Below are 18,008 nucleotides of genomic sequence, written 5' to 3'. Positions count from 1 at the left end.
GCTATGCGCCTCTCGCAAATGCTTTTTGTCACGCTTCGCGATGATCCAGCGGAAGCAGAAATTCCCAGCCACAAATTATTGCTGCGGGCGGGATATATTCGGCGGATTGCCAGTGGCATCTATAGCTATCTGCCCTTGATGTGGCGAGTGCTGCAAAAAGTCAGCGCCATTGTCCGTGAGGAAATGAACCGCAGTGGTGCCTTGGAATGTTTGCTGCCGCAACTGCAACCCGCTGAACTGTGGCAAGAGTCAGGACGCTGGGACACCTATACCAAAGCTGAAGGGATCATGTTTTCCCTCACCGATCGCGCTGAGCGGCAGTTGGGACTAGGCCCCACCCATGAAGAGGTGATCACCACCCTCGCCAAGGATTTGATTCGCTCCTATCGTCAGTTGCCCGTTCACCTGTACCAAATTCAAACAAAGTTCCGCGATGAGATTCGCCCGCGATTTGGTCTGATGCGGGGACGGGAATTCATTATGAAGGACGGCTACTCCTTCCATGCCGATGTGGCTAGCCTCAAGGAAACCTATCAGGTGATGTACGACACCTATAGCCGTATTCTTCAGCGCTGTGGTCTGACGTTCCGAGCCGTAGAGGCGGATTCGGGTGCGATCGGCGGATCGGGATCCCATGAGTTTATGGTGCTGGCTGCCGCCGGCGAAGATGAGGTGCTCTATACGGCTGACGGCCAATATGCGGCCAATGTGGAAAAGGCCGTTTCGCTGCCCCCTGATGCGGTGCCGACAACCTACAAAAAGGTGGCGACGCTGGATACCCCCAATACGGCAACGATTGATGCCCTTGTTGAGCACTTGCAGTGCCATCCGACGCAAATTGTGAAAAATGTCCTCTATCGAGCGGTTTTCGATAATGGGCGGGTGGGTCTCGTGTTGGTGAGTATTCGCGGCGATCAAGAGGTGAATAGCGTCAAGTTGCACAACACCCTCACGTCCCTTGCACCCCACTACGGGGCAACCAAATTGCTGGATCTGCGGGTGGCGGATGCCAATACAGCTCAAGAGTGGGCAGCCACCCCGATTCCTTTTGGTTACATTGGCCCTGATTTAGAAGATGCGGTAATTAAAACCGATCCCCAAATTATTCCCCAGTGGATTCGCATTGCCGATCGCACCGTAACGGAGTTGAAGCGATTTATTACCGGCGCCAATCGTGATCAACAGCATCGGGTGGGGGTAAATTGGGGCAAATCCTGTCCTTTGCCAGCAATTGTTGCCGATGTTCGCAAAGCTCAAGCGGGCGATCGCGCCTGCCATGATCCAACGCAGCACCTCGAAACGGCACGGGGCATTGAAATTGGCCATATTTTCCAGTTGGGTACCAAGTATTCTGAGGCAATGAAGGCCACCTACACCAATGAACAGGGGGAAGAAGTACCTCTGGTGATGGGCTGCTATGGCATTGGGGTTTCCCGCTTGGCCCAGGCAGCGGTGGAGCAGCACCACGATGCCCAAGGGATCATTTGGCCACTGGCGATCGCCCCCTATCAAGTGATCATTGTCGTGCCCAACATTGAGGATCAACAGCAAATGCAGGTGGCCACGGACCTCTACGAGCAGCTTCAGGCGGCAGGGATTGAGGTGCTCCTCGACGATCGCGATGAGCGGGCAGGGGTGAAATTCAAAGACGCTGATTTGATTGGCATTCCCTATCGGCTGGTGACGGGGCGGGCGATCGCCAATGGTGAAGTGGAACTCGTGATCCGTGCAACAGGGGCTAAATCCACCCTCCCCTTAACCGAGGTTGTTCGCTATCTTCAGAAGGAGATTGCTCAGCAGTTAGCCCGATGATTCTCAATCCCCAACAGCGCACGAAATTGGATAGCCGCAGTGATGCTCTCTTTTATGCGGCGCCGCGCTTTGTAACCCATGTCGATGATTTCTTTCTGGCGCGCCTCACGGATCTCTACCGCCAATACTTGCAGCCACAAATGCGGGTTCTGGACTTAATGAGTAGTTGGGTGTCCCATCTACCCCCAGAGCTATCCTTTGAGGAAGTGGTGGGTCATGGGATGAATGCGGCGGAGCTAGCCCGCAACCCTCGGCTGGATCGTTATTTCGTTCAGAATCTCAATGAAGAGTTGGCCTTGCCCCTAGAGGATGCCAGTTTTGATGCGGTGCTGATGGCGGTGTCGGTGCAGTACCTCCAGTATCCTGAGGCCACTTTTACGGAAATTGCCCGTATCCTCAAGCCCCAAGGGGTCGTCATTGTCAGCTTCTCGAATCGAATGTTTTTTGAGAAGGCGATTCAGGCGTGGCGAGAGGGTACTGAGGGCGATCGCGTGCAGTTGGTGCAAACCTATATCAACAGCATTCCCTCCCTCAAGGTGATCGAAACCCATCTGCCCCGTCGCTGGTCTTGGTTGGGATTTACTGATCCTTTCTATGCTGTCGTGGGTCAAAAGCAGTCGGCGTGATGGTCAGAGGGGGCGTCTATGAGCAGTTTCGCGGTGCCCTCCTTGGACTCCTATGGGGCATTGCTAAAGAGGATATCTATCTAGCCCAGACACTGCCCCACCAATGGTTAACCCCCAATCAAGGGGAGTGGCTCGTTCAGCTTCCGCAGTTGCTGGCATCATGGGATCAACCTCTGATTGCCGTCCCCAAAGGGTTGCAGGAGATTCAGACCCTACTCCATGAATACCTCGCGGCGGCTTGGGCACCTGAGGCTCTGCCCGTACCTCTAGAGAGAGGGGAGATGATCCGCTATGCCTTGGCGATCGCCCCTTGGGACTTAGAATTAGCCCATGAAATTGTGATCAAGCAGCAACCCAGTGCTGGTTTTCTCTTAAGCTGTCTTTTTGGTGCCTATTGGGGGGCATTGGCCTTACCCCTCAGCGCATGGGAGCATTGGACGCCCACCGTAGCTGAAGTGCTGGCGAATGTAATGGCGCAATGGACAGGGGGGATAGGAACCGAGATTGCAGTTGCCCCCAAGGCCGGACTAAAAAACTGGAGAAGGGGCTGCATTCGGAATATAGCGCTCTAGCTGTGCGCCCAAACCCCGCAGCTTAGCTTCAATTTGCCAGTAGCCCCGATCTAAGTGCTGCAAGCCATAGACGTGGGTTTCGCCGTGGGCAGCCAGTCCAGCAACAACTAAAGCCGCTGTGGCACGTAAATCTGTCCCTGTGACCGGTGCACCGGAAAGATGGGGCACCCCTCGGATGGCGGCGTGATTCCCCTTGACGCGAATATCGGCACCCATGCGATTCAGCTCAGCCACATGGCCAAAGCGATTTTCAAACACTGTTTCGCTGACTAAACTATTCCCCTCACTGATGGCCAGCAATGTCATCATCAAGGCCTGCATATCCGTGGGAAAGCCGGGGTAGGGGAGCGTTTCAATGTCGGTGGCACGATAGCGCTGGGCAGGGGTAAAGCGGACACGGGTGGGATCGGGAAATTCAACCGTTGCTCCCATTTCTGCAAGTTTGGCGATAACGGGAGTCAGGTGACTGGGAATCACGGGTGCGAGGGTAATGGCCGAGCGGGTGACAGCAGCCGCCAAGAGAAATGTGCCCGCTTCGATGCGATCGGGGATAATTTCGTATTCAGTGCCGTGGAGACGATCGACCCCGACAATCGTGATCGAATTGGTACCCGCGCCATAGATTTTTGCCCCCATTGCGATACAGAAGTTGGCCAAATCCACCACTTCGGGTTCCTGGGCGGCATTCTCAATTGTGGTTTCCCCCTCAGCAAGGGTGGCGGCCATCATCAGGGTTTCCGTTGCGCCGACGCTGGGATAGTCCAAATAAATCCGTGTTCCTTTAAGTTTGGCCGCACTCGCAGTGACAACACCGTGATCAATGGTGACTTCGGCACCCATGGCTTGCAGACCACGCACATGCAGTTCCACTGGACGGGCACCAATGGCGCACCCCCCCGGCAAGGGGACGCGGGCAACACCCAAGCGTGCCACCAAAGGGCCAATGGCAAAGAAACTCGCCCGCAGTTGGCTGACCAAGCGATAGGGGGGATCATTGGTATTTAAGTCCGTGGCATCAATGGCGATCGCCTCACTGCCGAGGCGTTGTACCTTGACCCCCAATGCCTGTAAAATTTCCCCAAGGCGACGAATATCTGCTAAGTCAGGCACTGCACGGAGAATGGTTGTATCCGCTGCTAAGAGTGCCCCCGCCATCAAAACTAATGCTGAATTCTTGGCTCCGCTAATCCTCACCTCACCCGATAACCGATAGCCCCCCTGAATCTTGAGGTGTGCCTGCTCTGTGGTCAGCGGCGTTGTGGTCGAGGTTAGCATATTTCACTCTCACAGCCAAAAGAATTCCAAGCGATTATATCCTATCAGTGCGAATTTTATGCAAAGATCAACAAGAGAGAGACTGTTATTGTGCAAGTAATTGAATCATTCATTTGATGGAACACCAAAACCTCAGCGATTTACTGCGGCAAGAGGCAGCCAAACAGCGTCAAGCGCCCAGCAAGCGGAGTCGCCACCAGCCCACCAAGGCAGAACTAGAGCAAGAACTGACCACCCTCAAAGCAGCCTTAGCAGCCGCAGAAGCTGAGAAAACCGCTCAGAGCACCCAGATAGAGCAACTGCAACAGGACGTGCAGACGTGGCGCGATCGCGCCCAAGCCCTCGAAACTGAGCTTCAGGAACTCCAAACCCGCCATCAGGCCCTAGAAGCCGAATTTGAAGAGGCCAAAGAAGTCATTCGCCAACTCACGGCCCCTCAGCCCTACCGCTTTGAGGATGTGGGATTTAAGCCCCTTGTCAATGAAATTCCCATCCCCAATCCCAATGCCTCTCACCTTGGCGATGCGGAAATTGGTTGGTTTGATTAGGGATTGCCCAAGCGCTTGGCAGACTCTTTGAGAAGATTAAAAAGAAGATTAAAAAAATGTAAAGGCAGATAAATCAATTATTAAAATTCCCGCAGCGGTAATCTAATGTACATTTCACAAATCTGTATTAGCCTTAAGTTAAGTTATTTCCGATTCCTTCAGAGCCACAGGTTGCATGAATAATTCCGCCACTCCTAACGGTCATCCGGTGAATTCAGTTTCCCACACCAACCCTGCCGCCACCGACGAACACTGCGACTTGTATATCGAGAGCGATCGCACAGGGATGACAGTGCAAACCCTGAAGCGCGCCTTTGTTGATAATCTCCACTACATCCAGGGCAAGGATGCCATGTTTGCCACGCCCTACGATTACTTCATGGCATTGGCCTACACGGTGCGCGATCGCCTGCTGCATCGGCGGATTAAAACCGCCCAAACCTATTTTGAGCAGGATGCCAAGGTGGTCTATTACCTGTCGGCAGAGTTTCTCATTGGTCGCCTGCTCCTGAACAATCTGATTAACGTCGGCCTCTACGAGCAAACCAAACAGGCAATGGCCGACTTTGGCCTTGACCTCAATGAACTCATGGAGCGCGAACCGGAGCCGGGGCTAGGCAATGGCGGTTTAGGACGCTTGGCGGCTTGTTTCCTCGACTCTCTTGCAACTCTTGAAATTCCCGCTGTCGGCTACGGCATTCGCTACGAGTTTGGTATTTTTGAGCAAATTATTACCAATGGCTGGCAGCACGAAGTGCCCGACAACTGGCTGCGCTTTGGTAACCCTTGGGAAATTGCCCGTCCCGATTACAACGTTGAAGTTAAGTTTGGTGGCCACACCGAAGCCTACACCGATGCCCAAGGGCACTACCGCGTCCGTTGGATCCCCAGCACTACGGTTTTTGGCACGCCCTACGACACGCCAATTCCGGGCTATGGCAAAAATACGGTGAATACGCTCCGTCTGTGGAGTGCCCGTGCAGCGCAGGACTTTAACCTTCAGGTGTTCAACGCCGGTGACTACACCCAAGCGGTCTCGGAAAAAACCTTCAGTGAGAATATCTCGAAGGTTCTCTACCCCAACGACAACACCCCCCAAGGCAAAGAATTGCGGCTGCGGCAACAGTATTTCTTTGTCTCCTGTTCATTGCAGGACATTATTCGTCTCTACTTGCGGCGGCACACCAGCTTTGATGCTTTCCCCGATAAGGTGGCCATTCAGCTTAACGATACCCACCCCGCCATTGGTGTGGCTGAACTGATGCGCCTACTCGTGGATGAGTATCAACTCACATGGGAAAAAGCGTGGGACATCACCCAGCGCACCTTTGCCTATACCAACCACACGCTGCTAGCCGAAGCCCTCGAACGCTGGTCAGTGGATCTCTTTGGTCAACTGCTCCCCCGCCACTTGGAAATCATTTATGAGATTAACTACCGCTTCCTGAATGAGATTCGCCTGCGCTACCCCGGTAACACAGCACGGTTGGCACGGATGTCCCTCATTGAGGAAGGTCATCCCAAGCAGGTGCGCATGGCACATTTGGCCTGTGTCGGCAGCCATACGGTGAATGGCGTAGCTGAACTGCACACAGAGCTGATCAAGCAGGAGCTGATGCGGGACTTCTACGAGATGTATCCCAGCAAGTTCCAGAACAAAACCAATGGTATTACCCCCCGCCGTTGGCTATTGATGAGTAATCCCCGCTTGGCCAGTCTGATTACCGAAACGCTGAAGAGCGATCGCTGGATTACCCACCTTGAAGAGCTGCGCGGCCTAGAACCCTACGCCAACGACCCCGCCTTTCAGGCCAAATGGCAGCAAATCAAACAAGCCAACAAAGAGCGCCTAGCGGAGTACATCTGGCGAAACAACCAAATCGAGGTGGATCCCTATTCCCTCTTTGACATTCAAATTAAGCGCATCCACGAGTATAAACGGCAGCACTTGGCGGTGCTCCACATCATTACCCTCTACGAGCAAATCAAGGCCAACCCCAACATTGACATTCAGCCGCGCACATTTATTTTTGGCGGCAAGGCAGCCCCCGGCTACTTCATGGCCAAGATGATCATCAAACTGATCAATTCTGTGGGGGATATGGTCAACCACGACAGTGATGTGAATGGCCGCCTCAAAGTAGTGTTCCTCAGCAACTACTCAGTCTCCCTTGGCGAAATGGCCTATCCCGCCGCCGATCTCTCGGAGCAGATCTCCACCGCTGGCAAAGAGGCCTCTGGCACTGGGAATATGAAGTTTGCCCTCAATGGTGCCCTGACGATTGGGACACTAGATGGCGCAAATGTGGAAATCCGCCAAGAGGTGGGGGCAGAGAACTTCTTCCTCTTTGGTCTGACGGCGCAAGAGGTGATGAGCCTGAAGGCTGAGGGCTACAATCCCCGCGAGTACTACAACAGCAACCCCATGCTCAAGAAGGTGATTGACAGCCTGATTTCCGACTACTTCAATCCGCGTGAGCCGGGGCTATTTGAGCCGATTGTCAGTTCTCTGCTCAACGAGGATCAATACATGCTCCTGGCGGACTACCAATCCTACGTGGACTGTCAACAACGGGCAGCGCAAGCTTTTCGTGACAAAGCTCACTGGACACAGATGTCGATTCTCAATGTGGCGCGCATGGGCAAATTCTCCAGCGATCGCACGATTGCTGAGTACTGCAAAGACATCTGGCACGTTGAACCTGTCCCCGTTTCCTTGGACACGTGTCGGCCTGCCTTTCGCCCCAGCCGCATCAGTCAAGCTAGTAGTCTTTAGGTGACCGCCCTTTTTGCTCTAAACTAGGGCAAGTTTCAAGCGGTGGAACAAAATGAATGGCGGGAATCGGCGCAGCTCTACGGGTTTTTCAAAGTCGCAAAATGGCGGCATTGCTCTTTTTGGGGTTCTCGTCAGGGTTGCCCCTGTTTCTCACCAGCCGAACACTGCAAGCATGGATGACCGTTGAGGGCATTGACTTGACCGCCATTGGCCTCTTTAGCCTCGTGGGGTTGCCCTACTCACTGAAGTTTCTCTGGTCCCCCTTGCTGGATCGCTATACGATTCCTTTTTTGGGACGGCGGCGGGGCTGGTTACTGCTGATTCAGGTGCTCCTCTTGGGAGCGATCGCCCTCATGGCGGTACAGGATCCGAGTACGAGCCTACGGCTGTTGGCGGTGAATGCTTTCGCCATTGCCTTCTTGAGCGCCAGTCAAGATATTGCCGTGGATGCCTACCGTGCCGATGTCCTAGAACCCCTTGAAATGGGGGCGGGGGCGGGCATTTACGTCCTTGGCTATCGCATTGCCCTCTTGGTCACGGGTTCCCTAGCCCTGATCCTTGCCGATCAACTGCCTTGGCCCGTGGTTTACGTCCTGATGGCGCTGCTGATGCTCGTGGGCATGATCACGACCCTTTGGGCACCGGAACCCGAAGTCCATCCCCCGTCTCCTCCTTCATTGGCACAAGCAGTGATTCGCCCCTTTCTTGATTTTTTCCAGCGTTACGGTTGGGGAACGGGGCTGATTATTCTGGTTTTTATCTGCCTCTACCGCTTGGGGGATGCTCTCACAGGGAACATGATGACCCCTTTTCTGTTGCAGCAGGGCTTTAGCCAAACCCAAATTGGTGCAGTACAAGGGGGAGTGGGGCTGATTGCCACCATTGTTGGTGCCCTTGCCGGCGGGGCGGCCATCAGTCAAATCGGTATTCACCGTGCCCTGTGGATCATGGGGGGATTGCAAGCCTCCAGCAATATCTCCTACTTTGTTTTGGCCAATGCTGGTGCCAATCCAACGGTGATGGTGGCCGCCATTAGTATCGATAACTTCTGTGCGGGGCTGGCGATCGCTGCTCTGACGGCGCTTTTAATGAGCCTCTGCAACCCCCAATTTAGTGCAACACAGTATGCCCTCCTCTCCAGTCTGTTTGCCTTTAGTCGGGATATCCTCGCAGCCCCTGCGGGCAAAGCGGCAGAAATCATGGGGTGGCCGCTCTTTTTTCTCTTTACAATTGGCGCTGCCTTACCCGCACTTCTCCTCCTGCCGTTTTTTGCCCCTTGGCAAGCGAAGCCAGCCTTTCCCCGCCCCGGCAGTGATGAGTGAAAATACTGAAGTAGATGTCCCCAGCAAATCCGACAATGACGACGCTGATTCCCGTTCCCCTTGGTGAACACGCCTACCGAATTGCCATTGGTGCCAACACACGGCGACAGTTGCCTGCACTGTTGGCCGAATATACGCCCTTGACGCCGAAAGCCCCCGCCCTCATCATTTCTAATCCACAAATTTGGCGGCACTACGGCACGGATGTGCAAGAGGCATTAACCCAAGCGGGCTGGCAGGTCACCCCCTGTATTCTCCCAGCAGGGGAACGCTACAAAACCCTCAGAACCGTCGAAAAGATTTATGATGCTGCCCTGAGTCAGCGTTTAGAGCGGGGGTCCACTCTCTTTGCCCTTGGGGGTGGCGTCATTGGCGACATGACTGGCTTTGCGGCGGCGACGTGGCTGCGGGGGATTGCCGTGGTTCAGATTCCCACCAGTCTCTTGGCGATGGTGGATGCGGCGATTGGCGGGAAAACAGGGGTGAACCATCCCCAAGGCAAAAATCTCATTGGTGCCTTTCATCAACCCCGTCTTGTGGTCATTGATCCCGATGTTTTGGCAACCCTGCCCCCCAGAGAATTCCGGGCTGGCATGGCAGAGGTAATTAAATACGGTGTGATTTGGGATGCTGAGCTGTTTGATTTGTTGAGTCAGTTGCCGCGCTTGGATCGCATGGCTGCTTTGCCTGCTGAGCAGTTGCTCCAAATTCTGCAGCGTTCCTGCCAAGCGAAGGTGGATGTGGTCAGCAAGGATGAGCGGGAAGCGGGTCTGCGGGCCATTCTGAATTACGGGCACACCATTGGCCATGCCTTGGAAAGTATGGGCAACTATCGTCTTTTGAATCACGGCGAGGCGGTGGCCATTGGTATGATTGCCGCTGGCGAACTGGCGGTGGCCTTGGGGTATTGGTCAGCAGAAGCTGCCGCTGCCCAACGGGCATTGATTCTCAAAGCAAAACTACCGACAACAATCCCGCCTCACTTTGATGTCGAGGGACTGCTGACACTCCTCCAGCATGACAAGAAGGTTCAGGCACAAAAGGTGCGGTTTATTCTCCCCACCGCCATTGGCCATGTGGAAATCTTTGATCAGGTGCCGACCGAACTGATTCGGGAGACGCTCCATCGCCTCCAAGCCTAGCTAGGGGGTGCCGTATCTAGCAAAGCTTTTTTGCTCGCTTTCAGCTCTTTCCAAAGGCTTTTAATTTGCTCATAGGCTTCCTGAGGGGAGAGCTTGCCACTGTTTTCGAGGCCGGAAATGTAGCTCACTCGGGTCGCAAACTCCTGCAAGTTGGCATCAAATAAAAAGTTTTCGGGTGTAAACTCACCGTGGTAACGGCTATGGGGATGTAAAAATTCGTATTTATTCATTGCTTACCTATCCTTTTTCCTCAGGGGTTAACCTGTTCTTAACTTCATTTTAACCAATTCCCCTCGGATAACCGTAGCTGCTGTAACAAAACGGTGATCTCGCTGGTGGGCAAACGGGGCTTTGTTAACAACTATGGGCAAAAGATTAAGCATTATTAACTTTGATTGATCAAATAAAGGAGACTTATCACACTACATATACGAGAGTGATCCCTAGCGATCGCCAGATATCAATGCTCTGATTTAGGAAATGGATAGATGATGCACGGACTCTCCTTAGCTCCCCGTTATCGCTTAGATGATGTTGATCCTTGGCTCTTGGGAATTGATCCCAGCCGTCATTATTGGTTGCAAGTCAATGGGGATCCCCAGCAGCGGGTAGCCATTCCGGGGGTCTGTGTCCAGAGCATCTCGGAACTGCGGGAGATTATGGATGCGGTGCGATCGCTCCTACCGGGGCAGCAGTTGCAAATTCAGCGGGCAGCCACCTGTTTAGAAATCCACTGTGTGGCTGAAAATCTGCTGGCGATCGCCCACCATGTTGACGGTGCCCCCGTTTGGCATCTCTTTGATCGCGAAACCCTCGAAAGTTTGGTGATGAGCGCCCATCCCCACTGGCAATGTCGGCCTGAGGATGTGGAATTGGGGCGGCAGCAACTATGGCAGTCGTTTCAGTTACCCGTGGCTGCCTGAGCTGTGTCAAGGGCTTCACTGATCCGCCGCAGCACGCCATTGATAAAGCGGTGGCTGCCCTGATCGCTGTAGCGTTTGGCCAGTTCGATCGCCTCGTTGATCGCCACTTGCTTGGCCACATCAAGATAGCGCATCTCTGCAACGGCAATTTCAATAATGGCGCGATCTAATTGTGTCAGTCGCTCCAGTTGCCAATCCACCATTGAGCGATTCACCAGTTCTTGAATCTCCGTTTGGTGTCGCTGCAAACAGCGCAGTAGGGCGATCGCGTAGGCTTGGACTTCCTCTTGATGGGCAAAGTAGAGAATTTCGGGTAAATCCAGAGCAGCGCCTATTTTGTTCAAGCCCTTTTCCGCCCGATTGAGGGCATCTTGAAGCACCATCTGTGCCTTTTCGAGATGGGGCAACTGAAACTCGCTATGGTGGAGCAGTCGCTGACTTTCACTAAGTTCAGTGCCGGCCTGTTCGAGGGTATCGCGCACATCACTCGCCAGCGTGCGTACGGCTGTCAGGATCAAGCTGCGGCAGTCACTTTCATCGAGCAGTTTCGGTTGGCGTAACACTTGAGCGGCACTGAGCAACGCTAATTCACGGGCAACACGACGAGCAGTAATCATGGCTAAATCCTCAAAAACAAGTTCTTAACGCAACGACGCAGGGGCAGGGGGCAGGGTCGAGGTCGGAACCGATCCCGGTGTCACAATCCCCCCGGAAATAATCAGCTTAAAGGCATCCTCGATCGAAATATCGAGATCGCGTACATCCCGCTCACTGGCAATCACATACCAACCGGTGGTGGGGTTAGGCGATGAGGGGATAAATAAACTCAACATCGGCTCGGAAAAGACCGTTTGCAATGAACCATTAATTGTGCCAGTGACAAAGGCCACAGCCCACAGCCCCGGCCGCGGGTATTCTACAAGCACCACCCGCCGAAAGCGATCGCGCGAGTCCCGCAGAATCGTCTCTAGGAGTTGTTGCAGCACTTTATAAATGGTGCCCGCCAAGGGGATGCGCTTGAGAATGCTCTCACCGGTGTTCAACAGCCACTGGCCAAAGATATTGCGTGCCATCAAGCCAATGAGCAGGATCCCTGTTAAGGGCACAACAATCCCCACCGCCACATTGAGCAGATCCACCAACAGGGGGTGCCACGTTTTGAAGGGGTTCACCTGCTTGGGAATACGGGTGAGGAGATCCAAGACCCAACTGGAGACAGAAATCGATAGCCAAATCGTCGTTGCCAGCGGGATCACCACCAGCAGACCAGCGATGAGATCATTTTTAATTGCTTGTTGGAGTCGGTGCAGCACAGATACTCGCACGAGCAGACTTCTGTTTCTAGCTTAGCGGTTGCTGCTACTGCGGGCACGGTGAAAGGCCAAACTGCTGTAGAGCATGAAGGCGGCATCCCAAGGACTGTCCTCACGGCGAAAGAGGTTAATGTGGGGGGGAATTTTACTCAGGAGTTCTGTAAAGTCCAAGGCGGTTTCGGCAAAACTGGTGAAGTCTTGCCAGACGGGGCGATCGCCACAGTGCTGCTGCCACAGACTCGATAACTGCCGCCACTTTACCCATGAGGTATTTTGATCCAAATCCAAATCACTCTGGATCACCTCCGCCACTTGATTGAGGGGAATCCCTTGGTGAAACTGGTAACCGCCGCGATAAAACCGCAGGATTTGATTTTGCTGAAAGAGGTGAAGATCACAGCACTGAGCATGATCCTGAATTTGTTCTTTGCGGGTGACTTTTCCTTGGCGATCGCGATCGAACACCTGCTCAAAAATCGGCAGCAACCCCTCTACTCGCTGGCTGACCTGTGACCAAGTAAACGTTAACTCCACTGGCTCTGGCGAGAGCGAACTGGTACACACGACACGCGGCTGTGGCTCCAAGGCTTCAAAATAACGCACCTGTAAGACGGGTGTGGCTGTCAGCGCCTCAAGGGGGACACAAAAGAGGGTAAACCCCTGCTGCTTCAGTTCTTGGCAATAGACGGTGAGTTCCGCAAAATTGCCCGTGCGGATCAAACGCCAGCCCCGCGACGGAATCAACAGTCGCGCCGTGTAGGGGTCAATCTTAAACATGGTGGCCAAAAGACGGGCAAGGATCGTCCGCTGCTCAGAGGCAGCCACCCCCTCCAAAACCAGAACGCCCTGCTGCTCGACTCCCACCACGGCATGGGTTGCTAAAATCGCCTGTTGCCGCTGCTGTTGGCGAATTTGTTCAATTTTTTCGAGGCCACGCCGAGCCATTTGCGTCAGCTTGGGGCCACAGTTCAGCCGCAATAATTGGCGAAAGTCTGACTCCGCCTCCTCTAGCCGCTCTGTCTTGAGATAGAGTTGACCTCGGCACAGGAGAACACGAGGATCCTCAGGAGGCAAGGTGGCCAGTAATTTTTCTGCCTGTTGGAAATTTCCTTGATCCAGTGCTGTCAAAACCTCAGTCAGCATGGCCAGCGCCCCCAACGGTTTTTTCTATTTTAGTTACTCAGTTGCACGTTCCAGAGGCGGGAGGTTTCGAGGCGATCCAGCCACGTTTCGTAGAATGACCGATTGGCGGCTTGCTCTTGGGGGTCAGTGGTCGTCCAAGGATAGGGAGCAAGGGCGGTGATTGCTGCTGTGGTGACGCAAAACATTGATTTTTGGAAGGTTTGGCAAATTTTCACCCGCAGATCGTCTTCACCTCGGCCTTGGCGACGATAGAACTCAAAAAGATAAGGAGGGAGATAGTGGCGCATATCCTGCATGAGCAGTGTGGGGGGAATACCAGCCGCACCCGTGGGAATGGGATCCGCAAAGAGGGCACCATAGCCAAACTCCCCTTGATCGCGGGAAATTTGCTGGGCTTGGGCATTGAAGGAAATAAGGCCAAAGAAGGGCGTGCCCCGCACAAACACAGCTTCAACGTAGGGAATGGCTGTGTCTGGCAAAAAGGTGAGTCCAGCACTGGCGGGCAGAATCTCGTAGGTTTGGCCGTGAATTTTAACGCTGTAAGTAATCGGGCGATCGGCAGCGGCAATCAGCCCCGCGCGAATATGATCCACGATATCGGGAATGCTGCGAATTTCACCCGCATCGTAGCGATCGCTCAAGGTGAGAAAGATGGGATACATCACTGTCCAAAACTGCCCCAAGCCACTGTAGTAGCAGAGCATCCGCACCGTTTCCAACAAAAACTCGGGAAAAAGCTGGTTCACCAATTGCATCAGGGGGTTGCCCCGCAGTTTAGCGGCGATCGCCTTGCCCGCCAATTGCCGAAATTCTGCCGAATCAAGGAAGGCATCCAGACCACCGCCCCCATGCCACATCATGGCACGCATACAGTATTCGGCATATTCGTAGTTAATGCGGTCATGCCACCAGTGGCGCAGCAGCTTGGGAATCGTAATCTCGCCGTTGAAGTATTTGAAGAAGGGAAACAGCACCAGAAACTGCCGCTCACTAATGTCGCAGAGATTTTCCGCATAGGCCTTGAGCACCACCCCATAGCTTTTGAGGATGCCCACCACTTCCATCACATGGGTTGGCGTATCCGGTAAGAGGGCTTGACCGTGGAGCAACCGCTCGAGGATGGCGGTACGCAGTTCTTGATGCAAGGAGGTGGGAGCAGCGGTAGTTAGGGTCATGGTACGGGCAGCGTAGCAACAGCAGTGGTGAGAAGGCTAACAGTGGTTTCACTCCAATGGATTAGCCAGTTGGGAACAATCCCTAAGATCAAGATTAGCGTGGCTAATAGGAGGCTCGGCAGGCGATCGCCCCACGCCACAGGCGGCAGCTCCGTCAATTCATTGGGCAAACGACCAAAAAAGGCGCGGTTCACCAACAAGAGAAAATACACTGCCGTTAACCCCGTCCCCACCATACACAGGAGCGTTTGCACTGGGAAGGTGAGAAAACTACTGCGGAAGATCAGGAACTCCGCCACAAAGCCGACCATGCCGGGAATACCACCACTGGCCATGACACCGACAATCATCAGGCTGCCAATCAGGGGTAACCCCCGCTCAGGGTTCAGCAAGCCCCTTAGCACCTCAATGTTGCGGCTACCGGTTTTTTCATAGACAACCCCCACCAACAAAAAGAGAAGGGCGGAAATTAACCCGTGGCTCATCATTTGGGCAATGGCCGCCAGAATGCTCAAGGGGGTGGCAGTGGCAGTGGCCAAGAGGACAAACCCCATGTGCCCAATGGAACTGTAGGCCACCATTTTTTTCATATCCGTTTGGGCGATCGCCATCAGGGAACCGTAGAGCACACTGACCACCGCCCAAGTGGCCAACCCCGGCGCCAAAACCTGCCATGCCTGCGGAAATAACTGCACGCCAAAGCGCACTAGCCCATAGGTACCCAGTTTGAGCAGTACCCCCGCCAGCAGCACAGAAATCGGCGTGGAGGCTTCGACGTGGGCATCGGGTAGCCACGTATGGAAGGGCACGAGGGGAATCTTGATGCCAAACCCCACCAAAATCAGTCCCAGCAAAACAAGCTGCGAACTCAGGGGCAAGAGGGTGGATAACTGGGGGTCAAAGTCAAAGGAGGGGGCATGGGCAAGCCATACAAGTCCTAAGAAGCCCGCGAGGAGCAGCACCCCAGAAATGGCCGTGTAAATTAAAAACTTGGTGGCCGCATAACTGCGCCGTGCCCCACCCCAAATCGCAATTAAGAGGTAGAGGGGAATCAACTCCAATTCATAGAAGAGGAAAAAGAGCAGCAAATTATCGGCCAAAAAGGCACCACTGACACCCGCATTCAACAGCAGTACCAGCGGATAATACAACCGCGGACGGGGCAGATTGACAGAAGTGGCCAACAGGGCAATCAGCGTCAGGAAGTTATTTAAGACCAATAGCGGCAGCGACAGACCATCGACGCTCAGGCGATAGCTCAAGCCCAATGGCTCCAACCAAGGAATCACCTCGGTTAATTGCGGGGCGGCATTGGCGGGGTCAAATAGACGGGCGATCGCGAGACTAACGACAAGGGCGATCGCCATCACCACAGCGGCTAAACTGCGGTAGGTGCGCCCCAAACTCGCAGCAGGCAACAGGCTGAGGGCAAGGGCACCCAGTAAGGGCACCCAGAGCAGGAAACTTAACAGCGGCATTACAGTAGTAGCCATGCGATCGCCCCCCCAAGAATTGCCACACCAATAAACACCAGCAGCAAATAGGCTTGGGATTGACCGCTGGCACTATACTTCAGCAACTCACCCCCCACAAGCGACGCCACACCCGTTGTATTCACAATGCGATCGACAATGTGGCGATCCACCCAAGCACTCAACTGCGAGAGCGATCGCACTGCCCAGATCACGGTATAGCGATACAACTCTTCAATGTAAAAATCATAGGCCAGCAGATCCTGCACAAAGCGCAGAGGCACCTTGATGGGGCGCGTCCAACTGCGTTTGAGGGTAACAAACCCACCCAAAAGAATGCCCACCAATCCCGACACCACAAGCAGCGCCACAATCGTCCAATCGATGGTCTCTGGTAACAACTGCACCCGCTGCAAGATAAAGGGCACCAGCACATTCAAAATACTCAAGGTCACCATTGGCACGGCCAGAGGCCAAGGCACTTCAGGGGCACGGCGGGTTTTGGGCTGAGCAGGTCCTAGGAAGACCAAGCGAAAGACACGGGTGAGGTTGACAGCCGTCAGCACATTGACGACTAAAATCAGACCCACCAGCCAAGGCATTGTTTGCCAGTAGTAGCCAATACCGCGATAAAACGACCAAAAGGCACCCAAGGGCAGACAGCCAATTAGGGATAGACCACCGATCACAAAGGCTGAACTTGTGGCTGGCATCCGTCCGCCTAACCCGCCCAATTCCGTCAAATCCTGACAGTTGGTGGTCATAATCACACTGCCAATACTCATAAACAGCAGTGCCTTGGCGATCGCGTGGGTGAGCAATACAAACAGGGCAAAATCCGTCCAATTCGTGCCGACACCAATAAACACCAGCCCTAGATAGACACTGGTGGAGTGGGACAGTGCCCGTTTAATGTCAATTTGGGCAATGGAGACAAGGGATTCACTGAGGGCTGTGACGGCCCCAATCAGGATCAGCGCAATGTTTGCCCCCGGACAGGCCACCAGAATCGGCTGTAGCTTAATGAGAATATAGGCTCCCGCCGCCACCACCACTGAGTTGCGCATAATCGAAGCGGGGTTGGGCCCTTCCATGGCTTCATCGAGCCACAGGTGCAAAGGCACTTGAGCACATTTACCCGTGGGACCTGCAATCAAAGCTAAGCCCAGTAAAAAGCCCCAACCATCTGGTAAATTAGCCTGCTCTGCCCATTCATAGAGATCGGGAAAATCATAACTTCCCGCAAGGCTGCCGACAGCGACCACCCCCATCAGGAGTAAAATATCCCCCACCCGTTTGGTGAGAAAGGCATCCCGTGCTGCTTTGACCACAAGGGGCTGAGCATACCAGAAGCCAATAAGCAGATAGGTGGAGAGGGTCAGCATCTCCAACAGACCATAGCTCAGGAGCAGCGAGTTACTGATGGCAATGCCACTGAGAGCCGCCTCAAAAAAGCCCATGAGAGCAAAGAAGCGGGCCATGCCCCAGTCTTTTTCGAGATAACCCAGGGCAAAAATCTGGGCGAGGATACTCAGGCCCGTCACCAACTCCATGGCACCCGTGGTGACGCTGTTGATCAGCAATGAAAACGAGAGATCGAGTCCCGGTGCCTGTAGCCAATGCCAAACAATCGTTGCGGTGGCGCCACTGCGAGTTTGTTGCAATAGAAAAAAGCCATGCACAAAAGCAACAACCGTCATCAAAAGGTTGAAATAGGCGGCGGGTCGAGGCCCGGTGCGCCGCACAACACCGGTGGCCCAAGGCAACGTCAGGGCTGCACCCACTAAGCCATAACAGGGCACCCACCAACTGGTTTCTAACAGTGAATTTGGCATGGCAAAAATGAACCTTGGCGGTTGAAGACGTTTGCAATAATGCTCTCTTCGTGTATTTTACAGGCTGGGGTTCC

16 protein-coding genes are annotated in these 18,008 nt (G+C 53.9%); 8 read left to right on the top strand and 8 right to left on the bottom strand.

What is annotated here, in order from left to right; genetic code table 11:
* The first annotated feature begins 3 nt into the window (after window positions 1–3).
* Genes KV190_RS02170 through KV190_RS02160 form a run of 3 tightly spaced genes read left to right on the top strand, consistent with a single transcriptional unit; the run spans window position 4 to window position 3,010 of the window.
* Window positions 4–1,812: a proline--tRNA ligase gene (locus KV190_RS02170; protein ID WP_460194409.1), complete on the top strand. Its 1,809-nt coding sequence runs from the start codon at window positions 4–6 to the stop codon at window positions 1,810–1,812.
* Window positions 1,809–2,438 (top strand): class I SAM-dependent methyltransferase, encoded by a 630-nt coding sequence (locus tag KV190_RS02165; protein ID WP_460194408.1) that lies wholly within the window; start codon window positions 1,809–1,811, stop codon window positions 2,436–2,438. Before KV190_RS02170 ends, KV190_RS02165 begins: the two co-directional genes overlap by 4 nt.
* Window positions 2,435–3,010 (top strand): hypothetical protein, encoded by a 576-nt coding sequence (locus tag KV190_RS02160; protein ID WP_460194407.1) that lies wholly within the window; start codon window positions 2,435–2,437, stop codon window positions 3,008–3,010. The genes KV190_RS02165 and KV190_RS02160 overlap by 4 nt, the downstream gene beginning before the upstream one ends.
* Here KV190_RS02160 and murA read toward each other — a convergent pair.
* Window positions 2,966–4,285, bottom strand: coding sequence for a UDP-N-acetylglucosamine 1-carboxyvinyltransferase (murA, locus tag KV190_RS02155; RefSeq protein WP_460194406.1), 1,320 nt, complete (start codon window positions 4,283–4,285; stop codon window positions 2,966–2,968). The genes KV190_RS02160 and murA overlap by 45 nt on opposite strands.
* Window positions 4,286–4,401: 116 nt before the next feature.
* Between murA and KV190_RS02150 the strand changes: the two genes are divergently transcribed.
* The 4 genes from KV190_RS02150 (at window position 4,402) to aroB (ending at window position 10,073) form a co-directional block, all read left to right on the top strand.
* Entirely contained in the window at window positions 4,402–4,833 is a 432-nt protein-coding gene (locus KV190_RS02150; protein WP_460194405.1) for a hypothetical protein, read from the top strand.
* 175 nt (window positions 4,834–5,008) lie between these two features.
* On the top strand, window positions 5,009–7,609 hold the full coding sequence (locus KV190_RS02145) for a glycogen/starch/alpha-glucan phosphorylase (protein WP_460194404.1): 2,601 nt from the start codon (window positions 5,009–5,011) through the stop codon (window positions 7,607–7,609).
* Window positions 7,610–7,665: 56 nt separating this feature from the next.
* Entirely contained in the window at window positions 7,666–8,931 is a 1,266-nt protein-coding gene (locus KV190_RS02140) for an AmpG family muropeptide MFS transporter (RefSeq protein ID WP_460194403.1), read from the top strand.
* 35 nt (window positions 8,932–8,966) lie between these two features.
* Window positions 8,967–10,073 (top strand): 3-dehydroquinate synthase, encoded by a 1,107-nt coding sequence (gene aroB, locus KV190_RS02135; protein ID WP_460194402.1) that lies wholly within the window; start codon window positions 8,967–8,969, stop codon window positions 10,071–10,073.
* Here the strand turns inward: aroB and KV190_RS02130 are convergent.
* Window positions 10,070–10,303 carry a DUF7219 family protein gene (locus KV190_RS02130; RefSeq protein WP_460194401.1) on the bottom strand — a complete coding sequence of 78 codons (234 nt, stop codon included), beginning with the start codon at window positions 10,301–10,303 and terminating at the stop codon, window positions 10,070–10,072. The two genes, aroB and KV190_RS02130, sit on opposite strands and share 4 nt — an antisense overlap.
* 258 nt (window positions 10,304–10,561) lie before the next feature.
* On the opposite strand from KV190_RS02130, the gene KV190_RS02125 reads away from it, so the two are divergent.
* The gene (locus KV190_RS02125) at window positions 10,562–10,996 is read left to right on the top strand and encodes a hypothetical protein (RefSeq protein ID WP_149817736.1); all 435 of its coding nucleotides are present in this window, start codon (window positions 10,562–10,564) and stop codon (window positions 10,994–10,996) included.
* On the opposite strand, the gene nusB is transcribed toward KV190_RS02125, so the two are convergent.
* Genes nusB through KV190_RS02095 form a run of 6 tightly spaced genes read right to left on the bottom strand, consistent with a single transcriptional unit; the run spans window position 10,975 to window position 17,934 of the window.
* Complete coding sequence (gene nusB, locus KV190_RS02120) at window positions 10,975–11,613, bottom strand: transcription antitermination factor NusB (RefSeq protein ID WP_460194400.1); 639 nt, start codon at window positions 11,611–11,613, stop codon at window positions 10,975–10,977. The two genes, KV190_RS02125 and nusB, sit on opposite strands and share 22 nt — an antisense overlap.
* A 24-nt stretch (window positions 11,614–11,637) precedes the next feature.
* Complete coding sequence (locus tag KV190_RS02115) at window positions 11,638–12,309, bottom strand: DUF502 domain-containing protein (protein WP_149817733.1); 672 nt, start codon at window positions 12,307–12,309, stop codon at window positions 11,638–11,640.
* 33 nt (window positions 12,310–12,342) lie between these two features.
* On the bottom strand, window positions 12,343–13,452 hold the full coding sequence (locus tag KV190_RS02110; RefSeq protein ID WP_460194399.1) for a tetratricopeptide repeat protein: 1,110 nt from the start codon (window positions 13,450–13,452) through the stop codon (window positions 12,343–12,345).
* A gap of 29 nt (window positions 13,453–13,481) precedes the next feature.
* A complete protein-coding gene (locus KV190_RS02105; RefSeq protein WP_460194398.1) occupies window positions 13,482–14,627 on the bottom strand; it encodes a CO2 hydration protein in 1,146 nt (381 codons plus the stop codon).
* On the bottom strand, window positions 14,624–16,120 hold the full coding sequence (locus KV190_RS02100) for an NADH-quinone oxidoreductase subunit M (protein ID WP_460194397.1): 1,497 nt from the start codon (window positions 16,118–16,120) through the stop codon (window positions 14,624–14,626). The genes KV190_RS02105 and KV190_RS02100 overlap by 4 nt, the downstream gene beginning before the upstream one ends.
* On the bottom strand, window positions 16,105–17,934 hold the full coding sequence (locus tag KV190_RS02095) for an NAD(P)H-quinone oxidoreductase subunit F (RefSeq protein WP_460194396.1): 1,830 nt from the start codon (window positions 17,932–17,934) through the stop codon (window positions 16,105–16,107). The genes KV190_RS02100 and KV190_RS02095 overlap by 16 nt, the downstream gene beginning before the upstream one ends.
* Window positions 17,935–18,008 lie beyond the last annotated feature (74 nt).

The sequence above is a fragment of the Thermosynechococcus sp. FA-CM-4201 genome, assembly GCF_054689355.1.
Note: the sequence above shows the minus strand (reverse complement) of the source record. Positions and strands in the feature narration are given on the sequence as shown.

Coding starts and splice junctions, on each gene's coding strand:
- KV190_RS02125 (WP_149817736.1), top strand. CDS start 10,562: ATGATGCACGGACTCTCCTTAGCTCCCCGTTATCGCTTAGATGATGTT.
- aroB (WP_460194402.1), top strand. CDS start 8,967: ATGACGACGCTGATTCCCGTTCCCCTTGGTGAACACGCCTACCGAATT.
- KV190_RS02140 (WP_460194403.1), top strand. CDS start 7,666: ATGGCGGGAATCGGCGCAGCTCTACGGGTTTTTCAAAGTCGCAAAATG.
- nusB (WP_460194400.1), bottom strand. CDS start 11,613: ATGATTACTGCTCGTCGTGTTGCCCGTGAATTAGCGTTGCTCAGTGCC.
- KV190_RS02095 (WP_460194396.1), bottom strand. CDS start 17,934: ATGCCAAATTCACTGTTAGAAACCAGTTGGTGGGTGCCCTGTTATGGC.
- KV190_RS02165 (WP_460194408.1), top strand. CDS start 1,809: ATGATTCTCAATCCCCAACAGCGCACGAAATTGGATAGCCGCAGTGAT.
- KV190_RS02110 (WP_460194399.1), bottom strand. CDS start 13,452: ATGCTGACTGAGGTTTTGACAGCACTGGATCAAGGAAATTTCCAACAG.
- KV190_RS02170 (WP_460194409.1), top strand. CDS start 4: ATGCGCCTCTCGCAAATGCTTTTTGTCACGCTTCGCGATGATCCAGCG.
- KV190_RS02145 (WP_460194404.1), top strand. CDS start 5,009: ATGAATAATTCCGCCACTCCTAACGGTCATCCGGTGAATTCAGTTTCC.
- KV190_RS02100 (WP_460194397.1), bottom strand. CDS start 16,120: ATGGCTACTACTGTAATGCCGCTGTTAAGTTTCCTGCTCTGGGTGCCC.
- murA (WP_460194406.1), bottom strand. CDS start 4,285: ATGCTAACCTCGACCACAACGCCGCTGACCACAGAGCAGGCACACCTC.
- KV190_RS02105 (WP_460194398.1), bottom strand. CDS start 14,627: ATGACCCTAACTACCGCTGCTCCCACCTCCTTGCATCAAGAACTGCGT.
- KV190_RS02150 (WP_460194405.1), top strand. CDS start 4,402: ATGGAACACCAAAACCTCAGCGATTTACTGCGGCAAGAGGCAGCCAAA.
- KV190_RS02130 (WP_460194401.1), bottom strand. CDS start 10,303: ATGAATAAATACGAATTTTTACATCCCCATAGCCGTTACCACGGTGAG.